Genomic DNA, 26,275 nt, shown 5'->3' with positions numbered 1-26,275 from the left:
CAGGCTGCTTATGGGTTACGAAGGGCCAGCAGTTGGTGGATCAACGGTTCCAGTTGCAGGCTGTTGACCTCGGTGATCTGTTCGATCAGCGCTGCTGGCCAATGATCCAGACCACCACAGGCGCCCAGCATGGCGCCGAGAATGGCGGCAATGGTGTCGGTGTCGCCGCCAAGGCTGGCGGCCATGCACAGGGCGTCAAAACTGCTCATGCTGGCGTTTGCCACGCGCTGTGCGAGGGCGAACGCTGCGACGACAGATTCCTGGGATGCGACTGATGTGCCGATCACGTCATACAACAAGTCGCCAATATTGTCAGGGTTGCACTCGGTACTTGCGTGTCTGGCCCAGCGAATGCGCGGGCCCATGCGGCCGCCCGCAACCCAGTGGCCGTGATGCTCGGCGATGAACGCCATTTCGGTGCCCGCATTGAGGGCGTGCTCCAGTTTTTTGCCATTGATCCCGCTGGAGACCACGGCGGCGACGGCGGCGGCGCTGGCAATCCCCAGGCTGGTGTTGTGAGTGACCTGGCACGCCTGAATAACGGCTTTGATAAAGCGTTCCGGATGGGAGATGTCGCTGGCGATGCCCACCGGGGCGATGCGCATGGCGGCGCCGTTGGTGGTGCCGTAGCGGCCTGACTCTTCGGGGCTGTGGCCCGCGAGGATCATCTCTATCGCGCGCTTGGTGGAGGGGCCGAGCAGGTCTTGAGAGCCTTTGGCCTGCATGGCGGACTCCCAGCTGATCAGGCGCCGGGCAAGCTGGTCGGGGTCAATGCTGCCTTTGCCTTCCACCAGTAATTGCGCCACCAGAATGGCTTGCTCGGTGTCGTCGGTGATTGAGCCCGCCACCATGCCCGGCGCAATGGGTTGATCGGCCGGGGCGTTTTCAAGTGTCGTGATGTGCCCGAACCGGGCCACAATCTGCCCCCGACTGAATGACTGGGTCGGCATGCCCAGTGCGTCACCCAGTGCCAGGCCGTAAAACGCGCCAAGCGCCCGGTCAGTGGGCGTCATGTGGGCGTTCCAAACGAGTGGTACATGCGAAAGTGCACCGGATCAAGCCAGCTTTCGACCAGTTCCATGAAACGTCCGTGGCGGTCGTAAGTGGTGCGCAAGGCCTTGAGGAAAACGGTTCCGGCAGGGCGTCCAAGCAATAGCGCGTCTTCTTCATTGAGAGGTTCGGCGCCAATCCATTGATCGCCCCGGTCGCCGACAAAGCCGTAGGCCGCCAGGGTGATGGTGAGCGAGTCGTCGATCAGCCCTACTCGTGGCAGGCCTTCCAGGCCGCCCGTGGCGGGCATGAAGGAGCGCTCCAGCGAAATCGCGGTGCCATCGTCCCGACGGCGACGTCGCTCCAGGATGACAAATTGACTCAAGCCCAATTGATGGAGCAGATCCGGGCGCTCGATGGCCTCAAGTCGAAGCAGTTCTGTATGGATGCGGGCACCCGTATTGGCCAGCGCCTGGGTCCAGCCGTTGTTTTGGTCCAGCGTAATACCGTCATACGTGACGATGGCGCCGCCTTCTGTTCGCGTAGCGATATATTTTCGCCTTTCCAGTTCGGCCAGTGCTGCGCGCAACGTGCTGTGGCTGACCCGCAGTTCTTGAGCTAATTGGTCTTCTCCCGGTAGCAGATGTCCGTCTGCCAGGAGCCCGCTTTCGATACGATGGACGAGCTCGTCGACCACCCGTTGTTTTTTAGTAAATCGAACCTGTTTGATCATCCCGCAAGTAATAGCTCAGCAATGCAGGTTCGGCAATGTGCGCCCCCCTGAAAAAGCCATAATTCATTGGCTGTTGGTGGACATTCAATGGCAGGAGAAACGCCTTGAGCCTGCGCTGACATCAGGGCTCAAGGCTGTTGCAGTCGAGCAGAGGGGTTTCAGCCACAGGCCTTGAGGTTGACCGGGCCAACAAACTCGTTGCCGCGACCCATCACGCATGCCACCGCCTGATTGCGCTGACGCTCCCAGGACTGAACGGGATAGGACTTGTCCCAGGCTTCGTAGAGCTGCCGGTCCTGCTTTGAAAGGCGCAAGTTATAGCGCTTGCTCATGTAGAAGTAGGTACGAGCGATCATGCCGCGAATGTTGGGGCGGGGCATGACCTTTTTGGATTTGAAATCGACCTGTGTCAGGCACGAACCATACTGGCCCTTTTTCTCGGGCAGCCAGCCAAAGCTGAAGTTGCTTCTGTCCCCGTTGACCTCGCCAATGCTGGGCACCAGGTTGTGCAGGTCAGCTTCGGCCACTTTGAATACCGGGTCGTTACGGGTGCAGTTTTTCCGCCCGCCACTTTGCCAGCATTGGCGCTGATGACCGATTTGCCAGGCAGGAACGATATGTTCCCACTCGATACGAGCGGCACGGTTGGCATTTTTGCGTGGGACGTAGCCGCAGGCTTTCAGGTCGATGCGGTTGCCGTTGTATTTGCAACCGCAGTAAAACTCGGTGGACTGGGGTGCGTAGAGTTTCCAGGCGACTTTTTTGGCTTCGCTGAAGGTTTGTGGGGCAGCAGCATGTGCGCTTGCAACGGTAAAAAGACTGACCAGTGCCAGTAAACAAAACCTCATTGACTCAGTCTTCCTCAAGCACGGTCCAGAAAATATTGACGCTGCCATCATCGCGATGGGCAACGGTGACGTTGTCGTTTTCGGAAATTTCTTCCAGCAGGCGTTCCCAGAACTCGGGATTGTCGCCTTCGAGTCGCTCAAGCACCGCCATTTTGTCTTTTTGGGCTTTGGGCGAACTGATGATTTTTTGTATGCGTGCGCCGAAGATTTCGTAGGGGCTCGGTAGGGTAGGCGCTTTCGCCGCTTTTTTAGCCATGATGCGATCCTTGGTGTGCTGTATGCGCATACAGTATTTAACTGTGTAAGATTTGGCAACTGTTTGGTGCGCGGGCGGGTACATCCGGTGGTTATTCAGCGCCAAATAAAAAGGCCGCCTCCCGGGGGGAGACGGCCTTTTCGAGTTCAAACCGCGAGCGCTGACGCGTGCGACTCAGTACTCCCAGAACATCCGCTGCAGCTCTTTGCTGTCCTGGGTTTTGGTCAGTGCGACCATCGCCAGGATGCGGGCTTTCTGTGGGTTCAGGTCGTGGGCTACAACCCAATCGTTTTTGTCGTCAGGCTGTTCTGCGTTACGCAGTACGAACCCGCCGTTGTTTACGTGGGAAGAGCGAATGATCTGTACGCCATCCTTGCGCAGTGCTTGCAAGGCCGGAACAACGCGGGAAGATACTGAACCGTTGCCGGTGCCCGCGTGGATGATGGCTTTGGCGCCGGATTGTGCCAATGCCTTGTAGGCGGTGTCATCGACGTTGCCATAGGAGTAGGCGATGCCTACGTTTGGCAGGCTCTTGATGTCTTTAATGTCGAATTCCGAATCCATGGTGTGACGCTTGGCTGGCAAGCGGAACCAGTAGGATTTGCCTTCAACGACCATGCCCAGTGGGCCCCAAGGGCTCTTGAATGCTTCGGTCTTGATGTTGATGGATTTGCTGACATCACGGCCGGACTGGATTTCGTCGTTCATGGTGACCAGTACGCCTTTGCCACGGGCGTCTTTGCTGCCGGCAACGGCAACGGCGTTGTACAGGTTCAGCATGCCGTCAGCCGACATGGCGGTGCCCGGACGCATGGAGCCGACCACGACGATTGGCTTGTCGGTTTTTTCGACCAGGTTCAGGAAGTAAGCGGTTTCTTCCAGGGTGTCGGTGCCGTGGGTGATAACGATGCCGTCGACATCATCGCTGTCAGCCAGCTCGGCTACACGGCGGCCCAATTGCAGCAGGTTTTCGTTGGTGATGCTCTCGGATGCAATTTGCATCACCTGCTCGCCACGAACGTTTGCCAGTTGGCTCAGCTCGGGAACACCGGCAATCAGTTTGTCGATACCCACTTTGGCAGCGGTGTACGTTGCGCTGTTTGCAGCGCTTGCGCCTGCACCGGCAATGGTGCCGCCTGTAGCAAGAATGACGACATTGGGCTTGGTGGCGGTTTCTTGCGCCTGAGCAATCGTTGGCAGTGCAAGCAGAAGGGCCAGTGCGCCCGGAACGATGGTTTTCAACACAGCATTTTTCATTGTTTTTTCTCTTATTAGTGAGTGTGCCGGTGTTCGCACACTAAACACGGCACAAGCGATCCATTGGCCGTGAGCGGTGTAGGGGAGCATTATTTATGCCAGTACATGCTCGCTCGGCATCTGCGATAAGTCGTTGATTTATAAGGCAAAAATAAAAGAGTGAAATTTTTTGTATTGAATTAGTACGGTTTCCCGAACAAAAAAGGTTTTTGCGTTCGGAGATTCGAATGACCGTCGGTCTGGCGTCGTCCTTTTTTCACATTGACAAATAACAGCCGGCTTTCCATAGTGAGGTTCAAGCAAACGTTTGCGCGGCGTTTTTTGAACCAGCCCTGGCAGGTTCTGAATCATGACCTATTGCCAGTCACACGGCTTTTGGCAGTCAGGCGTAGCGCGAGCAGGACGTTGCTCACAATAATCATAAGATCGGAGTTACTTCCATGAAGCTGCCATTTGCTGGACGCCTCCTCGCTGTCGCCATGCTGGCTGCGGCATCCCTTACCCTCCCTGTCGCATATGCGGATACGCCTGAAAAACCCAAAGTCGGGCTGGTGATGAAGTCGTTGGCAAACGAGTTCTTTGTCACGATGCAAAAGGGTGGTGAGGACTATCAAAAAGCCCATGCGGCCAGTTTCGACCTGGTCTCCAACGGGATCAAGAACGAAACCGACACCGCAGGCCAGATCGACATCATCAATCAGATGATCATCGCCAAGGTTGATGCGCTGGTGATTGCACCGGCGGACTCCAAGGCTTTGGTGTCGGCCATCAAGAAAGCCAAGGACCGCGGGATCGTGGTGGTCAACATTGACAACCAGCTGGACCCCGACGTGTTGAAAAGCAAAGGCATCGAGGTGCCGTTTGTGGGGCCAAACAACCGCCAGGGCGCCCGTGAGGTGGGTGAGTTCCTGGCGACAAAACTCCAGGCGGGCGATGAAGTAGGGATCATTGAGGGTGTATCGACCACCACCAATGCACAAATGCGCACGGCAGGTTTCAAGGACGCCATGACCGCCGCCGGTATGAAAATTGTGCCGGTGCAGTCGGGTAACTGGGAAATCGACGGTGGCAACAAGGTCGCGGCAGGCATGCTCAGCGAGTACCCCAACCTCAAGGCCATCCTCGCGGGTAATGACAGCATGGCACTGGGCGCGGTGTCGGCCATCCGTGCAGCAGGCAAGGTCGGCAAGGTTCAAGTGGTCGGCTATGACAATATCGATGCGATAAAACCGATGCTCAAAGATGGTCGGGTGCTGGCCACGGCCGACCAGGCAGCAGCCAAGCAGGCGGTTTTTGGCATTGAAACCGCGCTCAAGCTGGTCAAGAAAGAGCCGGTTGAAAACCTGAAGGACGGTGTCATCGATACCCCTGTCGAACTGGTCATCAACAAGTAATTCCACTCGGTGTCGCAGGCACCCGTCCGGTAGGGCGGGTGCCGGGAGAAATGATATGTCTGCTCCTGATGCCGGCGTGGTCCTCACGGTCAGCGGGATTGGTAAAACGTACACGCAGCAGGCGGTGCTGGCCGATATCGATCTGTCGCTGTATCGCGGCGAAGTGCTGGCCTTGACGGGTGAAAATGGCGCCGGAAAAAGCACCCTGTCGAAAATTATCGGTGGCCTGGAAGTTCCGACTCTCGGTCAGATGCAATTCAATGGCCAGGCCTATGCCCCTGGCAGTCGCTCCCACGCCGAGAAACAGGGCGTGCGCATGGTGATGCAGGAGCTGAACCTGCTGCCCACACTGACAGTGGCGGAAAATCTGTTTCTGGATAATCTGCCCAGCCGCTTGGGGTGGATCAGCCGCAAGCAATTACGCACGTCGGCCATTGAGGCCATGGCCCAGGTGGGGCTGGAGGCGATAGATCCCGACACCCTGGTCGGGGAGCTGGGGATTGGCCACCAGCAAATGGTCGAAATCGCCCGCAACCTGATCGGGGACTGTCATGTCCTGATCCTGGATGAGCCCACCGCGATGCTCACGGCCCGTGAAGTTGAAATGCTGTTTGTGCAAATCGAACGGCTTCAGGCCCGCGGCGTGGCGATTGTGTACATCTCCCATCGACTTGAAGAGCTGGCGCGTGTGGCGCAGCGGATTGCCGTACTGCGCGACGGTTGTCTGGTCTGTGTCGAACCCATTGCCGATTACAGCAGCGAGCAACTGGTCAATCTGATGGTGGGCCGTGAGTTGGGAGACCAACTGGATTTGGGGCCGCGCACATTGGGTGATACGGCCCTCAAAGTGAGTGGGATCGGTCGCTCGAACAAGGTTCAAGATGTCTCGTTTGAAGTAAGACAGGGCGAAATATTTGGTATTTCGGGACTGATCGGGGCAGGGCGCACCGAGCTTTTGCGATTGATCTACGGTGCTGATCTGCCCGATAGCGGCACCGTGGCGGTGGGCTCGCCGACGCGGGTGGTCAGTATCCGCTCGCCGGCTGATGCCGTGAAGCAGGGTATCGCCCTGATTACGGAGGACCGCAAGGGCGAGGGCTTGCTATTGACCCAGTCGATCAGTGCCAACATCGGCCTGGGCAACATGCACAGTATCTCCAGCACGGGGGTGGTGAATGGTCAGCAGGAAGCCGCGCTGGCCCGTCGCCAGATCGACGCAATGGGGATCCGCAGCAGCGGCCCGGAACAAGTGGTGTCGCAACTCTCCGGCGGCAACCAGCAGAAAGTGGTGATTGGCCGCTCGCTGGAGCGCGATTGTACGGTCCTGCTGTTTGATGAACCCACTCGCGGTATCGACATCGGCGCCAAGTTCGATATTTACCGACTGTTGGGCGAGTTGACGCGCAAGGGCAAGGCGCTGGTCGTGGTGTCGAGCGACCTTCGAGAATTGATGTTGATCTGTGATCGCATCGGCGTGCTGTCTGCGGGGCGTCTGATAGATACCTTCGAGCGTGACAGCTGGAGCCAGGAACAGTTACTGGCAGCAGCCTTTGCCGGTTATCAAAAACGAGATGCGTTGCTCGCAGAAGCCGCGCCAAAGGAAGCCTCATGAAAGCCACCCTCGTGCCGCAAAAAAATGCACACAACTATTACGGAACGGGCACATATCTGGGATTGGCGGGCGCCTTGCTGGCCATGATTATTCTGTTCTCCAGCCTCAGTGATCACTTTTTCTCCTATGACACGTTGAGCACCCTGGCCAATCAAATTCCGGATTTGATGGTGCTGTCTGTGGGCATGACGTTTGTGTTGATTATCGGCGGCATCGATTTGTCGGTTGGGTCGGTATTGGCCCTGGCCGCGTCAGCGGTCAGTGTCGCGATTCTGGGCTGGGGCTGGGGCGTGATGCCTGCCGCGTTGCTGGGCATGGGGTGTGCAGCCCTTGCGGGTACGATTACGGGCTCAATTACGGTGGCCTGGAAAATCCCCTCTTTTATTGTGTCGCTGGGGGTGCTGGAGATGGCCCGGGGTGCGGCCTATCAAATGACAGGTTCGCGCACAGCCTATATAGGTGATGCTTTCGCCTGGCTTTCGAACCCGGTTGCCTTCGGGATTTCGCCCTCGTTCATCATTGCATTGCTGATTATCGTGATTGCTCAAGCGGTACTGACTCGCACGGTGTTTGGTCGCTACCTGATAGGCATCGGGACCAACGAAGAAGCCGTGCGTCTGGCCGGTATCAATCCCAAGCCCTACAAGATCCTGGTCTTCAGCGTGATGGGATTACTGGCAGGGGTCGCGGCGCTGTTCCAGATCTCGCGGCTGGAGGCTGCGGATCCCAATGCCGGCTCGGGTCTTGAGTTGCAGGTTATTGCGGCGGTGGTGATTGGTGGTACGAGTCTGATGGGCGGGCGTGGTTCGGTCATCAGTACTTTTTTCGGTGTGCTGATTATTTCGGTATTGGCCGCAGGACTCGCTCAAATCGGCGCGACTGAGCCTACGAAGCGTATCATTACCGGTGCTGTCATAGTGATAGCAGTGGTATTGGACACCTACCGCAGTCAACGTGCACAGCGACGGAACTAAGCGATGGCAACTATTAAAGATGTCGCGGCAATGGCGGGCATTTCGTACACGACGGTTTCCCATGTTCTGAATAAAACGCGCCCAGTGAGCGAGCCGGTTCGCTTGAAGGTCGAGGAGGCCATCGCGCGCCTCGACTATGTCCCCAGCGCTGTAGCGCGCTCGTTGAAAGCTAAAACCACGGCGACTATCGGTCTGTTGGTTGCCAATAGCCTGAATCCGTACTTTGCCGAGTTGGCGCGTGGGATTGAGGACTACTGCGAGCGCAACAATTACTGCGTGATTTTGTGCAACTGCGACGACGATCCTGAGAAGCAGCGCAATTACCTGCGTGTACTGCTTGAAAAACGGGTGGACGGCCTGGTGGTCGCTTCCGCCGGTGGCGACCTGGGCATGGCAAGCGGGCTGGTCGGGGTTCGAACGCCGATGGTCATCGTCGACCGCAGCCTTGAGGGTGTCGAGGCTGATCTGGTGCGAATCGATCACGAGCTTGGGGCGTATCTGGCTACACGTCACCTGCTCGACCTGGGGCACCGCGCCATTGCCTGTATTGGTGGGCCGGCAATTACCCGTGTGGCGCAGCTGCGCACGGCCGGGTATCTGCGGGCCTTGGCAGAGGCGGGTGTGATTGCGGACGAGCGCTGGATGGTCGAGAGCGACTTCAGCAGTGTGGGTGGCTATCAGGCCGCTGTCGGCCTGTTGGAGCACAATCGGCCCACGGCTATCTTTGCCTGCAACGACATGATGGGGATTGGTGTATTGCGGGCCGCAGCGGAGCGCAACATCCGGGTGCCGGAACAGTTGTCGGTCATTGGCTTTGATGATGTGCAGATGAGTCGTTATGTCTATCCGTCGTTGACGACGGTCGGGCAGTCGATTCTGCAATTGGGCGAAATGGCAGCACAACTCTTGCTGCGCCGCATTGCATCGCCCGAGCGAGCGGTAGAACAGCGGATCGTGAAGCCTGACATCGTGTTGCGAGAGTCCACCAGAGCCTATGTCGAGGCACCTTTTAAGTATCCCCAAAATATCAATGGATGAGTGCCGATACATGCAAGCAAATGTAGTGGTGGTTGGCAGTCTGAACATGGATCTGGTCACGCGTACCGAGAGACTGCCTCGCCCGGGAGAAACGGTTTTCGGGCAGTCTTTTGGCACCGTGCACGGAGGCAAGGGCGCGAACCAGGCGGTGGCCGCTTCGCGCCTGGGGGCTCGCGTGGCCATGGTCGGGTGTCTCGGCGGTGACGCCTATGGCGTGCAGTTGCGCGAAGGGCTGCTGGCTGACCGGATTGATTGCCTGGCCGTACGCACCGTGCCCGGTACTGCAAGCGGTGTGGCGCTGATAACGGTCGATGCCGACAGCCAGAACACGATTGTGGTCGTGGCGGGAGCCAATGGCTGTCTTGAACCTGAAGATATCAAGGCGTGTGATCAGGTGCTGCAAGGCGCGAAAGTACTTGTTTGTCAGCTTGAAGTGCCGATGGAGACTGTCGGCTGCGTCCTTGGTCGTGGGCGAGAACTGGATAAAATCGTGATTCTTAATCCCGCGCCTGCGAGTGGCCCGTTGCCCAAACACTGGTACGGCGCCATCGATTATCTGATTCCCAATGAAAGTGAAGCCTGGGCGCTGAGTGGCGTGACCGTCGACTCACTTGAATCGGCGGAACTGGCTGCTCGCCGGTTGGTCGAGTTTGGGGCGCGCAAGGTGATTGTGACCCTGGGGGCCAAGGGCGCCCTGTTTGTCAGTGCGCAGCGTGTTGCGCACTTTGCTGCGCCCAAGGTTGAAGCGGTGGATGCCACGGCGGCAGGCGATACATTTGTCGGGGCATTTTCTGCCGGGTTGGCGGCGGGCATGGATCAAGACGACGCCATTCGCTTTGCTCAAGTCGCTGCAGCCTTGTCGGTAACCCGTGCGGGCGCTCAGCCTTCCATTCCCTCATTGCGTGATGTCCAGGGCTTTGCCACACCATGAAAAAAACACCTCTGCTTAATATTGCCCTGTCGCGGCTTGTTGCTTCGCTTGGGCATGGCGACATCGTGGTCATTGCAGATGCCGGATTGCCGGTGCCCAAGGGGGTAGAGCTGATTGATCTGGCTCTGACCCAGGGCATCCCGGATGTCGCCAGTACCTTGCGTACCCTGCTCAGTGAGATGCAGGTGCAAAGCCATGTGTTGGCCAGTGAGCTACTGCTCGCACCTTGTCCGGCTCTCATGTGCATCGAGGCGCTTGCCAGTGCGGGCGAGTTGGGTTCGAGGCTTACGCTTACTCACAGCGCTTTCAAGGAGCTGTGCTTGCAGGCAAAAGTGATCGTTCGTACTGGAGAGTGTCGTCCGTATAGCAATATTGCCCTGGTCTCAGGCGTAACCTTTTGAATGATTTTTACAGGGAGTTGGTCATGTCGCGCTTTAAACAGATTGTTCAGCCATTGCTAAGGAGTGTCCTTTTCTTGTCCGCCATCACGATCTCAAGTGTTCAAGCCGCAGACACGATTGATTTGATTATCGATACCGACCCCGGTGCTGACGATGTTGTTGCGCTGTTGTTGGCCCTGGCTTCGCCCGAGCAGCTGAATGTGCGGGCAATCACAACCGTGGCGGGTAATGTGCGGCTGGACAAGACTTCGCGTAATGCCCGTCTGGCTCGGGAGTGGGCAGGGCGTGAGGACGTGCCTGTTTATGCCGGGGCGCCCAAGCCTTTGGTGCGTTCCCCGATTTATGCCGAGAACATTCACGGTCAGGAAGGTGTGACAGGTGTGCCTGTCCATGAGCCTGCAAAAGGGCTTGAGCCAGCCAATGCGGTTAACTACCTGATCGAGACACTGCGTGCTGCCAAGCCTGGCAGCGTGACCATCGCCATGCTCGGCCCACAGACAAACCTGGCGCTGGCCTTGATCCAGGCGCCTGACATTACTCAGGGAATCAAGGAAGTCGTGGTCATGGGCGGCGCTCACTTCAACGGGGGTAACATTACTCCGGTCGCCGAGTTCAATCTTTATGCCGATCCCCATGCTGCAGAGGTGGTGTTGAAGAGCGGTGTGAAACTGACCTATGTGCCACTTGATGTGACGCACAAGATCCTGACCAGCGAGGCCCGTCTCAAGCAGATCGCAGCGTTGGGCAATACGGCTGGAAAACTGGTCGGCGATATTCTGAATGAATATGTCAAAGGGGATATGGCGCACTACGGATTGCCGGGTGGGCCTGTCCACGATGCCAGTGTTATTGCCTACCTGCTGAATCCGGGGCTGTTTTCCGGGCGTGAGGTCAATCTGGTCGTGGATACCCGTGAAGGCCCCACCTTTGGCCAGACAATTGCTGACTGGTACAACACCTTGAACCAACCCAAAAACGCCTTTTGGGTCGAGAACGGCGACGCGCAAGGCTTTTTCGATTTGCTGACGACGCGCCTGGGCCGGTTGAAGTGATTTGACGGGGCGCAGAGTCAGGTCAGTTTCGACAGTTCAGTCGGTTTGTACTTTTCGAAAACCTGGCTGACAAAAGCTCGGGCAGCCTCTGTCCCAAGCTCCTTGACTAAAAGGTCGATGCCGATGATGGCCAGCTCTTCAGGGCTGCCAGGGCTGTAGGAACATTGCCCTTGATGCCATTTGGCCTTGATATCTGCATCGATGCTGACTGTTGTCATTGGGGGCTCATGATAAGGGGCGTGGAAAAGAGATTTTAGCAAAAAGTCGTCCCGAAGCTATCACGAGACCACCGTAAATCGTGTGACTGATATTTTGGTGCCTCAACTTTCCCATGAGATCCATGCTGCATGCCACACTTGCACTTTTCAAGAGTGGTGCAGGCCATGCAAATTGATCTTAACGACCCTGAAGGTTTAACCCTTGCAGCTGTACGTCAGTTACTGGCTTCGGCCAGTGACGATGCACATACCCAGTTGCGCGTGACCAAGGCGGGTATTGCCTACATTTCATCCGGGGTGGTGGGCGGTGTAGACATCGACGGCCTGCTTTTCAGGCTGGAGACCTGGGCGGCAGGTTCAGGCTATGTCGGGAAAGTTGCGGCAAGTGATGAGGTCTGGGTGATGCAGATCTCCAATGCCCTTAAAGACAATTGGCCTAACCCGCCATTTGACTACATTGATGTGTACTGATTCCTACACATATTTGGCAATGATTGGGTGTGCGCGTTAAATGCCTGCTCGGGCACACTTGTTCGCGCGTTGAGCAATCAGAAGATGCTATCAGGCACCATGAAACCTAATTGCGATATAGCTGTCGCAAGGGTTCGGACTATTTATTTTAAGGAGGCTTCATGTCTTGGAAGCTAGTGTCATTGGGTTCGTTGTTGGCGGTCGTAGCGCTGTCAGGGTGCAGCACGTCGAATTCGGATAAGGACCCCGTCACTGAGGCTGGGCATAGTCGTTGCGATGCTAAAGCTGCAGCATTTGTGATTGGCCAAAAAGCGTCGGCGCAGCTCCTGGAGCAGGCTCGTGTCAAGGCGGGTGCGCAGAATGCACGCCTCTTGTCACCGCACGACATCATGACGCTCGAGTATCGCTCGGACCGCTTGAATCTTAATACTGACGACAATGCAGTCATTACCCGCGTGAACTGCGGCTAAGCAGCACGGCTGGCTTTGTTTCAGGCATAAAAAACCCCGTCACATGGACGGGGTTTTTTTGTTCGAGGGAGATTTACTCCGGACGAACCTGTGCAGCTTGCATACCCTTTTGGCCTTTCTCAGCCACGAAGGAAACGGTTTGGCCTTCTTTCAGGCTTTTGAAACCGTCGCTTTCGATAGCTTTGAAGTGTACGAACAGGTCGTCACCGCCACCTTGAGGAGTGATGAAGCCGAAGCCTTTTTCATCGTTGAACCATTTTACGGTGCCGGTTTGGCGATTAGACATGGTGTATCTCCAAGAAACTTATATTTTCAGTAGTACTGTGCTGCTCAGGCCAACTGGGCACACCGAGGTATCATAGTCGAAATGTGCGCTTTGGGAGCCCCCCTGAGCTGCAGATTGCTGCAATGTTCGCTTTCTTTTACTGTTCAAAACTCTCGAAACCCCCGTTTTACGGGGGGTTGAGGGTTGAAAACACTTAAAAAAAAAGCACGCGCGAATGCATGTTTTTTACGCAAAACAGGTTTTTAGGCCTGTTTTGCCCTCAATCAGGTCCCGATTTGTCATGGGAGTGAGGGCTATTTAGTGGCTCGACAGGCCTGTATTGCATCCAGAGCTTTGGTTCTAAGCTCTGCGCTCGGCTGGGTTGTCTTGCTCATCAGTTGCTGGATTTCGGCAGTCGAAAACTTCTCGGACAACTTGTCCGCTCCGCACGCGCAATGCTGTTGGGCTGTCTTTACGTCGACGCTTTGGCTTGCCGCCGCTACGCAGTCCTTCATGTAGTCTTTTTTTGCGCCGGCTGGCCAGTTGTCGGCCTGGGCGCTCAGGGGTAACAGCATTGCCAAAGGTGCTGCGAAGGCGAGTAAGCTGATCATGCGCATAAGATGCTCCTTGTAAGCATTAAAACCGAGTGTGTATCACTGAGTATCTGAGAGGTTAGTGCAGCTCAAGTTCACCCATCTGTAAAAAACCTCCCTTTATTTTGGATGCGGGGCAGTGCGTATAACAGGGCGCGTGCATCTGTGCTAGCATGCCGCCCTTGGCTATTTTGTGTGTTTGCATGCTCTCAGAGTTGCAGGGCAATGCCATTAACCTTATTGATTTGAACTCCAGTCACTCTGGTTCGGTTTTAGGTTGGCCGCAAGGCTCCTGCCACTGTGAGGCAGGCATACCACCGAATCGCGTACTGGCTCATCCCAACCCACGTGACCTTTGGTAGGGGTCACCACTAGGAGAGGAGGCGCCATGCCAACTATTACTCTTCCCGACGGCAGTCAACGCTCTTTCGATCATCCTGTATCAGTTGCCGAGGTCGCCGCTTCGATTGGCGCTGGCCTGGCTAAAGCTACCGTGGCCGGCAAGGTCAACGGCAAGCTGGTGGATGCCTGCGATCTGATTGAAAACGACGCCACCCTGCAAATCATCACGCCCAAGGATGAAGAGGGGCTGGAGATTATTCGCCACTCTTGCGCCCACTTGGTTGGCCATGCAGTCAAGCAACTGTTTCCGACGGCCAAAATGGTGATCGGTCCGGTTATCGACGAAGGTTTTTATTACGATATCGCTTATGAGCGTCCGTTTACTCCGGATGACATGGCTGCAATCGAAAAGCGCATGCAGCAGCTGATCGAAAAAGATTACGACGTCATCAAAAAAGTGACTCCGCGTGCCGAAGTGATCGAGATGTTTGCCGCTCGTGGTGAAGACTACAAGCTGCGCTTGATCGAAGACATGCCGAACGAACAGGCCATGGGTCTGTACTTTCACGAAGAGTACGTCGACATGTGCCGCGGGCCTCACGTCCCGAACACTCGCTTCCTGAAGTCGTTCAAGCTGACCAAGCTGTCGGGCGCCTACTGGCGTGGCGATGCGAAAAACGAGCAGCTGCAACGTATCTACGGCACTGCCTGGGCTGACAAGAAGCAGCTGGCGGCATACGTCCTGCGCATTGAAGAAGCTGAAAAGCGCGATCACCGTAAAATCGGCAAGCGTCTTGGTCTGTTCCACACCCAGGAAGAAGCTCCGGGCATGGTGTTCTGGCACCCTAATGGCTGGACGCTTTATCAGGTGCTTGAGCAGTACATGCGCAAAGTGCAGCGCGAAAACGGTTATCTGGAGATCAAGACTCCCCAGGTAGTAGATCGCAGCTTGTGGGAAAAGTCCGGGCACTGGGCCAACTACGCCGACAACATGTTTACGACTCAGTCGGAAAGCCGCGATTACGCGATCAAGCCGATGAACTGCCCTTGCCACGTGCAAGTGTTCAATCAGGGCCTGAAAAGCTACCGCGAGCTGCCACTGCGTCTGGCAGAATTTGGCGCTTGCCATCGTAATGAGCCGTCGGGTGCCTTGCACGGCATCATGCGTGTTCGAGGCTTTACGCAGGACGATGCGCATATTTTCTGCACCGAAGAACAGATGCAGGCCGAGTCTGCTGCCTTTATCAAGCTGACGCTGGATGTCTATGCAGACTTCGGGTTCAAGGACATTGAACTCAAGCTGTCGACGCGTCCTGAAAAGCGCGTTGGTTCTGATGAGCTGTGGGATCGTGCTGAAAGCGCATTGGCTTCAGCCCTTGATAGCGCTGGCCTGGCTTATGATTTGCAGCCGGGCGAGGGTGCCTTTTACGGGCCCAAGATTGAATTTTCTCTGAAAGATTGTCTGGGACGTGTCTGGCAATGTGGTACCCTGCAGCTCGATTTCAACCTGCCGATCCGTCTTGGCGCAGAATATGTGTCTGAAGACAACAGTCGCAAGCAACCCGTTATGCTGCACCGTGCGATCCTCGGATCGTTCGAACGCTTCATCGGAATTCTGATTGAGCATTACGAAGGTGCGTTCCCTGCGTGGCTAGCGCCGACTCAGGCAGTGATCATGAATATCACTGATAAACAGGCAGATTTTGCTGCTGAAGTTGAAAAAACTCTCAATCAGAGCGGATTTCGTGCCAAGTCTGACTTGAGAAATGAAAAGATCGGCTTTAAAATCCGCGAGCATACTTTGCTCAAGGTTCCTTATCTCTTGGTTATCGGAGATCGGGAAGTCGAGATGCAGACTGTCGCTGTGCGTACACGTGAAGGTGCTGACCTGGGCTCGATGCCCGTCGCGCAATTCGCTGAATTCCTCGCACAAGCGGTTTCCCGGCGTGGTCGCCATGATTCGGAGTAATTATTATTAAGCGTGAAATGAGACAAGATAAACGAGCTGCACCGAAAGCCCCGATCAACGAGAATATCTCGGCACGCGAGGTTCGGTTAATTGGGGCTGAAGGCGAGCAGCTTGGGATTGTGTCAATTGAAGACGCGCTTCTTAAAGCTGAAGAGGCCAAACTGGATTTGGTGGAAATTTCCGCTGATGCAGTACCCCCAGTTTGCAAGCTGATGGACTACGGCAAATCTATCTTCGAAAAGAAGAAACAGGTTGCCGCTGCAAAGAAAAACCAGAAACAGATCCAGGTTAAAGAAATCAAGTTTCGTCCAGGGACGGAGGAAGGGGATTACCAGGTAAAACTGCGCAACCTGGTACGTTTCCTGAGTGATGGGGACAGGGCCAAGGTATCTTTACGATTCCGCGGCCGTGAGATGGCCCACCAGGAGCTGGGTATGGAACTGTTGAAGCGGGTTGAAGGTGACCTGCTTGAATACGGGACCGTCGAACAGCATCCTAAGATGGAAGGACGCCAACTGATTATGGTCATCGCCCCGAAAAAGAAGAAGTAATCACTAGGGCACGGCAGGCCTTTTGATTATGTTTATCAACTGAATGCGGAGTACCGAACATGCCAAAGATGAAAACTAAGAGTGGTGCTGCTAAGCGGTTTCTGAAAACTGCTAACGGCATCAAGCACAAGCACGCTTTCAAGAGCCACATCCTGACCAAAATGTCGACTAAGCGTAAGCGTCAATTGCGCGGTAGCAGCTTGCTGCATCCGTCTGACGTGGCAAAAGTGAAGCGCATGCTGCGCCTTTGCTAATTTCGGTCAAGAATAGAGGAAGTAACTCATGGCTCGTGTAAAGCGTGGCGTTGTCGCCCGTAAACGTCACAAAAAAATTCTGAAACTGGCTAAAGGCTACTACGGCGCACGCTCACGCGTATTCCGTGTTGCCAAGCAAGCGGTAATCAAGGCAGGCCAATACGCCTACCGTGACCGTCGTCAGAAAAAACGTCAGTTCCGCGCTCTGTGGATCGCTCGTATCAACGCTGGTGCACGTATCAACGGTCTGTCTTACAGCCGTTTCATCGCCGGCCTGAAAAAAGCTTCCATTGAGATCGACCGTAAGGTTCTGTCTGATCTGGCAGTGAACGAAAAAGCGGCGTTTGCTGCGATTGTCGAGAAAGCTAAAGCCACCTTGGCTTAAGTATCCCCGACATTCACCTGGGCTTGCCTGTGTGAGCCCAGGTGCTAAACGTCTTAAATAGGGGAAGAGCCTTCAAGCTCTTCCCCTATTTTGTATCTGGAGTCTGTACATGGAAAACCTGGATGCGCTGGTCTCTCAAGCACTAGAGGCTGTGCAAAGCGCTGAAGATATCAATGCCCTGGAGCAAATCCGGGTTCAATACCTTGGCAAAAAGGGTGAATTGACTCAGGTGATGAAGACCCTGGGCAATCTGCCGGCAGAAGAGCGTCCGCAGGTGGGTGCTCTGATCAACGTTGCCAAGGAACGTGTGACAGAGGTTCTCAATGCGCGCAAGGCACTGTTTGAAGAGGCTGATCTAGCCGCCAAACTGTCTGCCGAGTCCATTGACGTGACCCTGCCTGGCCGTGGCCAGACCTCAGGCGGTCTGCATCCGGTTACCCGGACTCTGGAACGTATCGAGCAGTTCTTCACCCATATTGGCTACGGCATTGCCGAAGGCCCTGAGGTCGAAGACGACTATCACAACTTTGAAGCGCTCAACATCCCAGGCCATCACCCGGCCCGGTCGATGCATGACACCTTCTATTTCAATGCAAACATGTTGTTGCGCACCCATACCTCGCCGGTACAGGTCCGCACCATGGAATCGCAGCAGCCGCCGATCCGCATCGTCTGCCCGGGCCGTGTGTATCGTAGCGACTCCGATATCACCCACTCGCCGATGTTTCACCAGGTTGAAGGTCTGCTGGTAGATCGCGATATCAACTTCGCGGACCTGAAAGGGACCATCGAAGAGTTCTTGCGGGTGTTCTTCGAAAAAGAACTGGCCGTGCGCTTCCGTCCGTCGTACTTCCCGTTCACAGAGCCTTCGGCTGAAGTGGATATGGAATGCGTGATGTGCAGCGGCAAAGGCTGCCGTGTCTGCAAGCAGACGGGCTGGCTGGAAGTCATGGGCTGCGGCATGGTTCACCCGAACGTGCTGCGCATGTCCGGAATCGATCCGGAAGAGTTTTCGGGCTTTGCCTTCGGTATGGGCGTTGAGCGTCTGGCGATGCTGCGTTACGGCGTGAATGACTTGCGTCTGTTCTTCGACAACGACTTGCGGTTCCTCGCGCAATTTCGCTAGTCGTAACGAATTCTTAGGAGAGCAGGATGAAATTCAGTGAACAATGGCTGCGTGGTTGGGTAAACCCGCAGGTAGGTCGCGACGAGCTGGTTGCTCGTCTGTCGATGGCCGGTCTTGAGGTCGACAGCGTTTCGCCGGCCGCCGGTGTATTCAGTGGTGTGGTCGTGGGCGAGGTGCTGAGCACTGAGCAGCACCCCGATGCCGACAAGCTGCGTGTTTGCCAGGTCAGCAATGGTTCTGAGACTTTTCAGGTGGTTTGTGGCGCGCCTAACGTGCGTCCAGGCCTGAAGATTCCGTTCGCCATGATCGGCGCCCAGCTGCCAGGCGATTTCAAAATCAAGAAAGCCAAACTGCGTGGTGTCGAGTCAAACGGCATGTTGTGCTCGCAAGCAGAGCTGCAGGTGGGTGAAGGCAACGACGGCCTGATGGAGCTGCCTGCAGATGCTCCAGTGGGTGAAGATATTCGGGTTTACCTGAGCCTCGAAGACGCCAGTATTGAAGTGGACCTGACCCCTAACCGAGGTGACTGCCTCTCGCTTGCAGGTCTTGCTCGTGAAGTCGGCGCTTTGTACGCGGCACCAGTGACTCGCCCTGTTGTGGCTGTTGTACCGGCTGCACATGACGAAGTCCGTTCTGTCGAGGTTCTGGCTCCTGCTGCCTGCCCGCGTTACCTGGGGCGTGTAATCCGCAACGTTGACCTGTCCCGGCCAACGCCGCTGTGGATGGTTGAGCGTTTGCGTCGCGCCGATGTGCGCAGCATCGATGCGGCTGTCGACGTCACCAATTATGTGATGCTGGAACTGGGCCAACCGTTGCATGCGTTTGACCTTGCCGAAATCAATGGCGGCATTCGTGTGCGCATGGCTGAAGAGGGCGAGAAGCTGGTTTTGCTCGACGGCCAGGAAGTTTCCCTGCGTAGCGACACACTGGTGATTGCAGACCATGCTCGTGCCTTGGCGATTGCAGGTGTAATGGGTGGCGAACACAGCGGTGTAACAGCCAAAACCCGCGATGTCTTCCTTGAAAGTGCTTTCTTTGATCAGATTGCTGTCGCTGGCAAGGCCCGCTCATACGGTTTGCACACTGACGCTTCGCACCGCTACGAGCGTGGCGTTGACTGGAAGCTGGCCCGTGAAGCGATGGAGCGCGCCACTGGCCTGCTGCTGGAAATCACTGGCGGCGAAGCCGGCCCGATCATCGAAACCGTGAATGAGCAGTATCTGCCATCGATTGCGCCGATCACTTTGCGTGCGGCTCGTATCAGCCAGATGTTGGGCATGGAAATGGACTTGGCGGAAGTTGAGCAACTGCTCAGCGCCTTGGGCCTGACCGTTACCGCGGAAGGTGAAGGGCAGTGGCGCGTAGAAGTGCCTAGTCATCGCTTCGATATCAGCCTGGAAGTTGATCTGATCGAAGAGCTGGCCCGCCTGTACGGCTACAACCGCCTGCCGGTTCGTTATCCGCAGGCCCGACTGGCACCGCAAGCCAAGGCTGAAGCACGAAGCGACCTCCCTGAGCTGCGTCGCCTGCTGGTAGCGCGTGGTTATCAGGAAGCGATCACTTACAGTTTCATCGACCCGAAACAGTTCGAACTGTTCAGCCCGGGTGTTGAGCCACTGTTGCTGGCAAACCCGATCTCAAACGACATGGCAGCTATGCGCGCCTCGTTGTGGCCAGGCTTGGTCAAGTCATTGCAGCACAACCTGAACCGTCAGCAAGATCGCGTTCGCCTGTTCGAAAGTGGTTTACGTTTTGTAGGTCAGCTTGAAGGTCTTAAGCAAGAGCCGATGCTCGCAGGTGTGGTTTGCGGCAGTCGTCTTCCTGAGGGTTGGGCGCAAGGGCGCGAAGTCGTTGACTTCTTTGACGTCAAAGCGGATGTAGAGGCTGTTTTGGGTTTTGCTGGTGCACTGGATTCATTCAGTTTCGTGCCAGGAAAGCATCCTGCACTACACCCAGGCCAGACCGCTCGTATTGAACGTGATGGTCGAGAAGTCGGCTATGTCGGTGCCATTCATCCGGAGCTGTCAAAAAACCTGGGCCTTGATCGACCAGTGTTTGTCTTCGAGCTGGTTTTGGCTGAAGTGGCGCTAGGTAAAATGCCTAAATTCCATGAGTTATCGCGCTTTCCTGAAGTGCGTCGTGACTTGGCGTTGTTGGCCGATCGTGACGTTGCAGCCAGTGCTGTACTGGATGTAATTCGTGAAAATGCAGGCGAGTGGCTCACGGAGCTAAGGTTATTTGACGTTTACCAGGGTAAAGGTATTGATCCGCATAGAAAAAGCCTTGCAGTTGGCTTGACCTGGCAGCATCCATCGCGCACTCTTAATGACGATGAGGTGAACGCCACGACGCAAAATATTCTCACCTCGCTTGAAAAAAGGTTGAACGCCACGTTAAGGAAGTGACGTATGGGGGCTCTGACGAAAGCTGAAATGGCGGAACGTCTTTATGAAGAGTTAGGCCTGAATAAACGAGAAGCCAAAGAATTGGTGGAATTGTTTTTCGAAGAAATCAGGCACGCTCTTGAAGACAACGAGCAAGTCAAATTGTCAGGTTTTGGCAATTTTGATCTGCGTGACAAGCGACAGCGGCCAGGCCGCAATCCGAAAACGGGAGAAGAAATCCCGATCACGGCTCGCCGTGTAGTCACTTTTCGTCCAGGGCAGAAGTTGAAGGCCCGAGTAGAGGCTTATGCTGGAACCAAGTCATAACGACGAGCTCCCGCCGATCCCAGGCAAACGCTACTTCGCCATTGGCGAAGTCAGCGAGCTCTGTGCGGTAAAACCGCACGTGCTGCGCTATTGGGAGCAAGAGTTTCCTCAACTCAACCCTGTGAAGCGTCGCGGAAATCGCCGGTATTATCAGCGTCAGGATGTGCTGATGATCCGGCAAATTCGTGCACTGCTTTACGATCAAGGGTTCACCATTGGAGGAGCGCGCTTGCGACTCTCTGGGGATGAAGCCAAAGATGACACCACCCAGTACAAGCAATTAATTCGCCAAACCATTTCTGAGTTGGAAGATGTTTTGCTGGTCCTTAGAAAGTAACTACAGCGTTTAAAATACTTTCGTATTTCAAAAGCTTAAGGTATATTTCTCGACGTTCTAGCAAGTTGTAACGCCTAGTCGGGGCGTAGCGCAGTCCGGTAGCGCACTAGCATGGGGTGCTAGGGGTCGAGTGTTCGAATCACTCCGTCCCGACCATATTATTCAATGACTTAGCCCAACTTTCGCGAGTTGGGCTTTTTCATGCTCAGGGACTTTTGCGGGGGATCACCCGGTTTTCCTCCTCAAGATCGTCAACGCAGGCCCCCGCGAATCAGTTGACGATGCTTTGTTTGCCGCTTCGATCAGTTGCCCAAGCTCTGCGGTAGAATAGTGGCTCGTAATGCTTCCGTTCTTATGCCCAAGCAATGCCTTTCGATCTTCCAATGTCACGCCTGCTGCACGTAGCCTTCTGCCAAAGGTGTGCTTCAGGTCGTGAACCCGGATCGATGCGAAACCGGGCAAAGCAGGGCGCAGGTATTTCTCCTGCCATATCTTCGCTGCGCGTACCCGCGCTTTCTTCCAGGCCGAATCGTTCATCCGATGCATCCCGGTACCGTCATAAGGGAAAACCCATTCCTTACTCAGGCCGCGTTGCTTCTCGATGACTGACTTGGCCACCCCGTTCAGAACGACAAGACGATCCTCGCCGTTTTTCACGCCTGAGGTTTCCCGTCGCCCGCCAAAGCCTGCTGGAATCAGAAAAACACTGGTATCCAACTCGGGCACGCAAATCTCCCAATCCCAACGCAGCTTGCAGACCTCTTGCTCGCGACACCCCGTGTTCACCTTGAACATGGCCATGTGCTGCAAGTGAGCCGGCAGCTCAGCAAACAACACTGATTGCTCTTCCCAAGACAGAGGGTAGGGCTTTCGGCTGTCTGTCTTCTCGTCCAGCATGCTGATCATCGGCACTGACTCAAGCCAGGGCCTTTTCTCAGCGTCCCGCCATTTCCTTGCACACAAGTTCAGCACCCTGACGACTCGTTGCAGGGCAATGTTGACCGTCCTGTTTGATACGCCGGGTTTAACCTTGCCGGTCTTTGTCAGCCCCGGCGTTTGCCTGTCCTTGATGTACTGCGCCAGTGTCCCGTCATCGACGTGGGTTAGGCAGGGGCTTTACCGGCGCGGAGAATGCGCGGCGGGCATTGATCGGCTCTGACTGCTGCGTTTGCCATAGGTCACCCCTTTGCCCGCGGCGGCTCAATGCGCGCTGCCAGTTGTTCGTTGACCCACTGCAACACCTCGGCCTTGATCCAGCGCACAGAGCGACTGCCGAGGTGGACCTTTTTAGGCAAGGAGATTTTGTTCAACATGTTGTAAATGTTGGCGGTCTTGAAACCGGAGATCTTGAACACCTCGGGCAGTGCAATTAGTTCGGTGGGTTGCCCAGGTCGGCGAGACAGTCGATACCGGAAACCTTTCCAGGATTGAGCGGGGCGCTCAACGCGCATCAACATCCTTGGCCGAAAACTTGTGCCGGGTTTTCGATCACGAAATAACCGAAATTCACATCTTGTACCCGGAGCGCTTCAAGGGTTCCGCCGAAGTGGCGGCTTGATTATGTCGACGAGCCCATTGAACCAAGAGCAGACCGTACCGCTGCATCACCTGCTGTTCCTGAAGATCCGCGACGGTGGCGGGGCCAAGGTCGCCCACGGCGTGGCCGAACAGCATGGAATTAGCGTGGATGAATTGAAGGCGCAGTGCCGGCTAGCTGCTGACGAGTTGCTGGTCGAGCGCGGCCACTTGCTGGATTACGAGCTGCTGGCTTTGCAGTGGGCGAAATCCTGAGGCGTGACGCATCACGCGACTGCGAATAACGCCGCTTATGTCAAAAAGGCCCACACACTCAAGCCGAGCGTGGGGGCCTTTTTTTGTGGGCACGGAAACCACACCCCTCCTACACTGGTACGCCATACCCCACCTCTGTGGTTTTACGCACTGTGGGCCACTGACTCTGAACAGGAATACCCGCCATGCCGTTACCTCTCTCGCCATCTTATGAGCGCCGCTTGCGCGACCTGCGCGCACTATCCCCCGAGACTGCCGAACTGGCCGAGCGGATTTCCCTAGACTTAAAACCTGAACTGTTGAGCATTACGTCTGACATTCTTGAGGCCCAGTTGCTGGATTTAATGCAAGAAGTAGCTCAACAACACATCCGCTGCGTAACACGGCTATGGGACTGGTTAAGCGCGGTGGCCAGCATGGGGGGGTTGCCCTTGAAACAAGCAGCAGCTTATGCGTGTGACGCGGCTGCGCTCGGCGGTCCGTCTGGCGTGGTGCCACAATGAGCGGCCATTACGCTAACGAAAGCTATCTGTTCGCCTCGATCAGTACGCCGCCAGAGGTGCTGGCCACACTGCGCAGCCGAATAACTGCCATCGAACACGCCGCCGACACCCTGCAGGTGCATCTGGCCAGCGAGCGGGCGCAAGGTTTTGTCGAGGCGCTGGAAGTGCTCAAGGTGCTTAAAGTGGGGGAGATTGAAAGCTTGTACCTGATCTTGGATGATGCTGCCCAAGCACGGGTAACAGCGTTGCTGCTGTGATTGGGGGTGGGACTCACGCAGGCGCCATGCAGCATCGGGTGCGATGTCATGATTCATCCATTCGATTCGGTGCTGATATCGAATTGCTTTTACTGTCCTCGATGTAAGTTCGTGATTGTCTGTTTTCGCCCCATAGCTGACTGTATACTCAGGCTCCCGTATAAACCTCGTCGATTTTTTTTCCCAACTCTGATGTCGAGGAGGCAGGCTTCTCACGCTTGGAAACACTCAGGACATAACGATAGTGCTCGGCCTGCTCACCATGGCGAACGCGGCATGGTTGTTGACTGACGCTGACATAGCGTCCTCTCGCTTTGTCACCTTCTCTTACCAACTGGTCGATTGTGCTGTTAAAGCTGTCGATGTCTTGTTGCAGGTTCTTCATCTGCGCCTTGAGGTCGGATTCACATTCGTCCTCGCTGGTGAATACGTGGCTATCCTTGTTGATCACGCTGGGGCGATTTAGGCTATCCAGGTAAACGTTGATTTCACCGCCATACCCATCATCGCGTTGAAATACCCTGGCTCCCTGGAATGTCTCGTAGCCAGTTTTGGTGAGCGCGTTGAGTTCTTCGCTGGAGAGCGGCTTATACAAGGTATAGCCATAGACGAGCGGTCCGCTGATTTACGCCTTGTTCGAAGGTGTGGAGCACGCGGTTAATGATGAAGCAAAAATCGTAAGGCTCAATGCGACACAGAGCGTCCTGTTCATGAGTTCATCCTTTGAGTGTTTGTATTACCAATAATCAGCGGTAGAGTACCGGAGATCCGTGCGATCAATGCAGCGCGCGATTTGTGGGGTAGGGTACTGCTTGCCAACGACAGCGGGCTACACCTAGGGTAACGGCTGTCTGAGGCAACTTACAAAGAGAAGGATTAAAGGCAAAAACGTATTGCAGAATTAATTTCTTCGAAAACTCCGATTACCCGCCAGATCTTTACCTGTGCCCTGACTTACCCCTTTTGAATGAACGCTACTAGGCGCGGCAATGAATCGTTAGCTCGTATTGTGCATTGGATTATTTCGATAGATGAATGTCAGCGATAACAAAAGGGTGGGTCATAGGTGTCGAAAGTACGCCCCCTTCGGGTACAGTGTCGCCGCCCGATAATTGGATTCGGGCTCTATTCCATGGAGTAACACCGTGAAGATCTTTAGTAAAATCCTTGCTTCTGCTGTATGTGGTTTGGTCCTTGCGGGTTGCACCGGCACTGCTATGAAGAGTCATCAATACGACAGCAACCAGTACACCGTCGTTGGCCACAGTGAGGCAAGCGCTACGGGCCTGATGCTTTTCGGTCTTATTCCGATTGGTCAGAACAACCGTTTTGTTCGCGCGCAAACCTCTGCAATCCAGAGCAAGGGTGGCGATGCGCTGATCAATACTCAAGTGCAGGAAAAGTGGTTCTGGGCCTGGGTCCTGAACGGCTACACCACTACCGTCTCCGGCGATGTGATCAAGCTGAAAACTGCTGAATAAGCAACTCTAATTTTAAGAAAGCCCGGCTCGCCGGGCCTTTCTGTTTCTGGCGATTGGGAATATGGTGTCTGACAGTGGTGATCTAAAAGCTATTTTTGGCCGGAAGCAGTCCTTCTCAACAGGCTACTATCGGCCAGAAGCAGTGACAGTTTAACCTTAGAAACATGAGCTATTCTTGACCCCACCTGGCTCCGTAGGCGCTACGTTTGACAGGTTGCTGCCCGTTGCTAAAGGGGTGATCGAATTTGGCCCCTTTAGGGAAGGCCTCTTTGGTCAGAAGCGGCATTAGTGCAGGGGCTGGCTCCCGTTTCATTCAAACAAGAGGACAACTGCCTTTAAAAGGAAGCCCTGAATATTAGAATCATCGAATATCGTCCAGCCGCAGCGGAACTAATTCAATAGCTGACAAACTTTATAGAATTATTATCCGAGGTAAACCACTTAGATTTACATGCTGCTGCGCCACCCTCTTTAGCGTCATTAATCTCGACATGCTCAAACCTACCCTTGAAGGGCGGATAGTTTGCGAGTATTTGGCACTGCTTGAAATCTAATTTTTTTAAAGTAATTGAATAGTATCCGTATTCGTAATCTGGCGACTTTTCTGACTGAAGAGTTATATAGTCCGCACCCATAGTGCCATTTTTGAACCAGTTAACACTCTCTGCAAATTTATTATTTAGCTCTTGGTAGCGTGTAGAGCTATCTCGAAACATACTTTCTATATCATTTGACAGAAAAGTTATTTGCACCGGATTTGCAACAGCTGCCTTATAGAACTCCCAGACGTCGTTACCCTTGTTGAGGGTGCTGGCAACCTGTAAAGGGTTAGCGAAAATATTAGCGGTAGCCATACAAAGGATTGGGGCGATGAAAATTCGGGATAGCGAAAATGACATGTGCAATTACTCCATTTTTTTGCAAAGCCAGTATTATACCAGGGCGGTTGCAGGAGCTGAGTGCAACACGGTTATTGAATTGAAGCCGGAGCATCATGCCGCATAGCCAAGGCTTCCTGCATCACCTCTCCCATGACTTCGATCGGGCATTTGAAATCGAAGCGCT

The 26,275-nt window shown here is 55.0% G+C and carries 32 protein-coding genes, 1 tRNA gene and 1 pseudogene; 22 read left to right on the top strand and 12 right to left on the bottom strand.

The window, feature by feature from the left end; all coding sequences use genetic code 11:
• Window positions 1–8: 8 nt before the first annotated feature.
• The 5 genes from AC19YQ_RS09200 to AC19YQ_RS09180 all read right to left on the bottom strand — a co-directional run bounded on the left by AC19YQ_RS09200 (window position 9) and on the right by AC19YQ_RS09180 (window position 4,084).
• Entirely contained in the window at window positions 9–1,013 is a 1,005-nt protein-coding gene (locus tag AC19YQ_RS09200; RefSeq protein ID WP_339475213.1) for an ADP-ribosylglycohydrolase family protein, read from the bottom strand.
• Window positions 1,010–1,723, bottom strand: coding sequence for a GntR family transcriptional regulator (locus AC19YQ_RS09195; RefSeq protein WP_133076139.1), 714 nt, complete (start codon window positions 1,721–1,723; stop codon window positions 1,010–1,012). The genes AC19YQ_RS09200 and AC19YQ_RS09195 overlap by 4 nt, the downstream gene beginning before the upstream one ends.
• Before the next feature lie 158 nt (window positions 1,724–1,881).
• Window positions 1,882–2,571 carry an endonuclease gene (locus AC19YQ_RS09190; RefSeq protein ID WP_133076141.1) on the bottom strand — a complete coding sequence of 230 codons (690 nt, stop codon included), beginning with the start codon at window positions 2,569–2,571 and terminating at the stop codon, window positions 1,882–1,884.
• A 4-nt stretch (window positions 2,572–2,575) separates the two neighbouring features.
• Complete coding sequence (locus AC19YQ_RS09185; RefSeq protein WP_133076142.1) at window positions 2,576–2,827, bottom strand: DUF1654 domain-containing protein; 252 nt, start codon at window positions 2,825–2,827, stop codon at window positions 2,576–2,578.
• A 174-nt stretch (window positions 2,828–3,001) separates the two neighbouring features.
• The gene (locus AC19YQ_RS09180; RefSeq protein WP_133076143.1) at window positions 3,002–4,084 is read right to left on the bottom strand and encodes an asparaginase; all 1,083 of its coding nucleotides are present in this window, start codon (window positions 4,082–4,084) and stop codon (window positions 3,002–3,004) included.
• Window positions 4,085–4,524: 440 nt separating this feature from the next.
• Here AC19YQ_RS09180 and AC19YQ_RS09175 point away from each other — a divergent pair, with 440 nt between their 5' ends.
• From AC19YQ_RS09175 to AC19YQ_RS09145, 7 genes are read left to right on the top strand one after another with little or no spacing between them, the layout of a single operon-like run.
• Complete coding sequence (locus tag AC19YQ_RS09175) at window positions 4,525–5,478, top strand: sugar ABC transporter substrate-binding protein (RefSeq protein ID WP_500594967.1); 954 nt, start codon at window positions 4,525–4,527, stop codon at window positions 5,476–5,478.
• Between the two features lie 55 nt (window positions 5,479–5,533).
• On the top strand, window positions 5,534–7,090 hold the full coding sequence (locus AC19YQ_RS09170; RefSeq protein ID WP_500594966.1) for a sugar ABC transporter ATP-binding protein: 1,557 nt from the start codon (window positions 5,534–5,536) through the stop codon (window positions 7,088–7,090).
• Entirely contained in the window at window positions 7,087–8,064 is a 978-nt protein-coding gene (locus tag AC19YQ_RS09165; protein ID WP_133076146.1) for an ABC transporter permease, read from the top strand. The genes AC19YQ_RS09170 and AC19YQ_RS09165 overlap by 4 nt, the downstream gene beginning before the upstream one ends.
• A 3-nt stretch (window positions 8,065–8,067) precedes the next feature.
• Window positions 8,068–9,102: a LacI family DNA-binding transcriptional regulator gene (locus AC19YQ_RS09160; RefSeq protein ID WP_326397696.1), complete on the top strand. Its 1,035-nt coding sequence runs from the start codon at window positions 8,068–8,070 to the stop codon at window positions 9,100–9,102.
• A gap of 10 nt (window positions 9,103–9,112) precedes the next feature.
• Window positions 9,113–10,033, top strand: coding sequence for a ribokinase (gene rbsK / locus AC19YQ_RS09155; protein WP_133076148.1), 921 nt, complete (start codon window positions 9,113–9,115; stop codon window positions 10,031–10,033).
• Window positions 10,030–10,434 carry a D-ribose pyranase gene (rbsD, locus tag AC19YQ_RS09150; RefSeq protein ID WP_133076149.1) on the top strand — a complete coding sequence of 135 codons (405 nt, stop codon included), beginning with the start codon at window positions 10,030–10,032 and terminating at the stop codon, window positions 10,432–10,434. Before rbsK ends, rbsD begins: the two co-directional genes overlap by 4 nt.
• A 23-nt stretch (window positions 10,435–10,457) precedes the next feature.
• Window positions 10,458–11,486, top strand: coding sequence for a nucleoside hydrolase (locus tag AC19YQ_RS09145; protein WP_339475227.1), 1,029 nt, complete (start codon window positions 10,458–10,460; stop codon window positions 11,484–11,486).
• Between the two features lie 17 nt (window positions 11,487–11,503).
• On the opposite strand, the gene AC19YQ_RS09140 is transcribed toward AC19YQ_RS09145, so the two are convergent.
• Window positions 11,504–11,704, bottom strand: coding sequence for a hypothetical protein (locus AC19YQ_RS09140; protein WP_019829192.1), 201 nt, complete (start codon window positions 11,702–11,704; stop codon window positions 11,504–11,506).
• Window positions 11,705–11,869: 165 nt separating this feature from the next.
• On the opposite strand from AC19YQ_RS09140, the gene AC19YQ_RS09135 reads away from it, so the two are divergent.
• Both AC19YQ_RS09135 and AC19YQ_RS09130 read left to right on the top strand, forming a co-directional pair.
• Window positions 11,870–12,175 carry a hypothetical protein gene (locus AC19YQ_RS09135; protein WP_133076151.1) on the top strand — a complete coding sequence of 102 codons (306 nt, stop codon included), beginning with the start codon at window positions 11,870–11,872 and terminating at the stop codon, window positions 12,173–12,175.
• A 161-nt stretch (window positions 12,176–12,336) separates the two neighbouring features.
• Window positions 12,337–12,645 (top strand): I78 family peptidase inhibitor, encoded by a 309-nt coding sequence (locus tag AC19YQ_RS09130; protein ID WP_133076152.1) that lies wholly within the window; start codon window positions 12,337–12,339, stop codon window positions 12,643–12,645.
• Window positions 12,646–12,718: 73 nt separating this feature from the next.
• On the opposite strand, the gene AC19YQ_RS09125 is transcribed toward AC19YQ_RS09130, so the two are convergent.
• On the bottom strand, window positions 12,719–12,931 hold the full coding sequence (locus AC19YQ_RS09125; RefSeq protein ID WP_003179963.1) for a cold-shock protein: 213 nt from the start codon (window positions 12,929–12,931) through the stop codon (window positions 12,719–12,721).
• 293 nt (window positions 12,932–13,224) lie between these two features.
• A complete protein-coding gene (locus tag AC19YQ_RS09120) occupies window positions 13,225–13,527 on the bottom strand; it encodes a hypothetical protein (protein ID WP_500594965.1) in 303 nt (100 codons plus the stop codon).
• A 364-nt stretch (window positions 13,528–13,891) separates the two neighbouring features.
• Here AC19YQ_RS09120 and thrS point away from each other — a divergent pair, with 364 nt between their 5' ends.
• The 9 genes from thrS (at window position 13,892) to AC19YQ_RS09075 (ending at window position 21,334) form a co-directional block, all read left to right on the top strand.
• Entirely contained in the window at window positions 13,892–15,814 is a 1,923-nt protein-coding gene (gene thrS, locus AC19YQ_RS09115) for a threonine--tRNA ligase (protein WP_133076154.1), read from the top strand.
• Window positions 15,814–16,365, top strand: a complete 552-nt coding sequence (gene infC, locus AC19YQ_RS09110) for a translation initiation factor IF-3 (protein ID WP_171970586.1) — start codon at window positions 15,814–15,816, stop codon at window positions 16,363–16,365. The genes thrS and infC overlap by 1 nt, the downstream gene beginning before the upstream one ends.
• 59 nt (window positions 16,366–16,424) lie before the next feature.
• Entirely contained in the window at window positions 16,425–16,619 is a 195-nt protein-coding gene (gene rpmI, locus AC19YQ_RS09105) for a 50S ribosomal protein L35 (protein ID WP_003442181.1), read from the top strand.
• A gap of 28 nt (window positions 16,620–16,647) precedes the next feature.
• Window positions 16,648–17,004 carry a 50S ribosomal protein L20 gene (rplT, locus tag AC19YQ_RS09100; RefSeq protein ID WP_003442184.1) on the top strand — a complete coding sequence of 119 codons (357 nt, stop codon included), beginning with the start codon at window positions 16,648–16,650 and terminating at the stop codon, window positions 17,002–17,004.
• 109 nt (window positions 17,005–17,113) lie between these two features.
• Window positions 17,114–18,130, top strand: coding sequence for a phenylalanine--tRNA ligase subunit alpha (pheS, locus tag AC19YQ_RS09095; protein ID WP_019829200.1), 1,017 nt, complete (start codon window positions 17,114–17,116; stop codon window positions 18,128–18,130).
• Window positions 18,131–18,156: 26 nt separating this feature from the next.
• Complete coding sequence (gene pheT / locus AC19YQ_RS09090) at window positions 18,157–20,535, top strand: phenylalanine--tRNA ligase subunit beta (protein WP_500594964.1); 2,379 nt, start codon at window positions 18,157–18,159, stop codon at window positions 20,533–20,535.
• 3 nt (window positions 20,536–20,538) lie between these two features.
• Window positions 20,539–20,841 (top strand): integration host factor subunit alpha, encoded by a 303-nt coding sequence (gene ihfA / locus AC19YQ_RS09085; RefSeq protein ID WP_002553164.1) that lies wholly within the window; start codon window positions 20,539–20,541, stop codon window positions 20,839–20,841.
• A complete protein-coding gene (locus AC19YQ_RS09080; RefSeq protein WP_019829202.1) occupies window positions 20,822–21,178 on the top strand; it encodes a MerR family transcriptional regulator in 357 nt (118 codons plus the stop codon). The genes ihfA and AC19YQ_RS09080 overlap by 20 nt, the downstream gene beginning before the upstream one ends.
• Window positions 21,179–21,257: 79 nt before the next feature.
• Window positions 21,258–21,334 (top strand) — tRNA-Pro (locus AC19YQ_RS09075).
• Between the two features lie 69 nt (window positions 21,335–21,403).
• On the opposite strand, the pseudogene AC19YQ_RS09070 reads toward AC19YQ_RS09075, so the two are convergent.
• Both AC19YQ_RS09070 and AC19YQ_RS09065 read right to left on the bottom strand, forming a co-directional pair.
• Window positions 21,404–22,285: pseudogene (locus tag AC19YQ_RS09070) on the bottom strand (tyrosine-type recombinase/integrase); the annotation flags it as partial.
• 71 nt (window positions 22,286–22,356) lie between these two features.
• Entirely contained in the window at window positions 22,357–22,629 is a 273-nt protein-coding gene (locus tag AC19YQ_RS09065) for a helix-turn-helix transcriptional regulator (protein WP_500594963.1), read from the bottom strand.
• A gap of 109 nt (window positions 22,630–22,738) precedes the next feature.
• On the opposite strand from AC19YQ_RS09065, the gene AC19YQ_RS09060 reads away from it, so the two are divergent.
• From AC19YQ_RS09060 to AC19YQ_RS09050, 3 genes are all read left to right on the top strand, one after another.
• Window positions 22,739–22,969 carry a hypothetical protein gene (locus tag AC19YQ_RS09060; protein ID WP_500594962.1) on the top strand — a complete coding sequence of 77 codons (231 nt, stop codon included), beginning with the start codon at window positions 22,739–22,741 and terminating at the stop codon, window positions 22,967–22,969.
• A gap of 185 nt (window positions 22,970–23,154) precedes the next feature.
• Complete coding sequence (locus AC19YQ_RS09055; protein WP_401368282.1) at window positions 23,155–23,472, top strand: hypothetical protein; 318 nt, start codon at window positions 23,155–23,157, stop codon at window positions 23,470–23,472.
• Window positions 23,469–23,729: a hypothetical protein gene (locus tag AC19YQ_RS09050; protein ID WP_500594961.1), complete on the top strand. Its 261-nt coding sequence runs from the start codon at window positions 23,469–23,471 to the stop codon at window positions 23,727–23,729. The genes AC19YQ_RS09055 and AC19YQ_RS09050 overlap by 4 nt, the downstream gene beginning before the upstream one ends.
• Before the next feature lie 148 nt (window positions 23,730–23,877).
• Here AC19YQ_RS09050 and AC19YQ_RS09045 read toward each other — a convergent pair whose 3' ends face one another.
• Complete coding sequence (locus AC19YQ_RS09045; protein WP_500594960.1) at window positions 23,878–24,324, bottom strand: hypothetical protein; 447 nt, start codon at window positions 24,322–24,324, stop codon at window positions 23,878–23,880.
• Window positions 24,325–24,874: 550 nt separating this feature from the next.
• On the opposite strand from AC19YQ_RS09045, the gene AC19YQ_RS09040 reads away from it, so the two are divergent.
• Window positions 24,875–25,210, top strand: coding sequence for a hypothetical protein (locus tag AC19YQ_RS09040; protein ID WP_500594959.1), 336 nt, complete (start codon window positions 24,875–24,877; stop codon window positions 25,208–25,210).
• Between the two features lie 395 nt (window positions 25,211–25,605).
• Here AC19YQ_RS09040 and AC19YQ_RS09035 read toward each other — a convergent pair whose 3' ends face one another.
• A complete protein-coding gene (locus AC19YQ_RS09035; protein WP_500594958.1) occupies window positions 25,606–26,109 on the bottom strand; it encodes a hypothetical protein in 504 nt (167 codons plus the stop codon).
• Between the last annotated feature and the right edge of the window lie 166 nt (window positions 26,110–26,275).

The organism is Pseudomonas sp. MF06569, from assembly GCF_059862735.1.
This window is presented reverse-complemented; position numbering and strand designations above follow the sequence as displayed.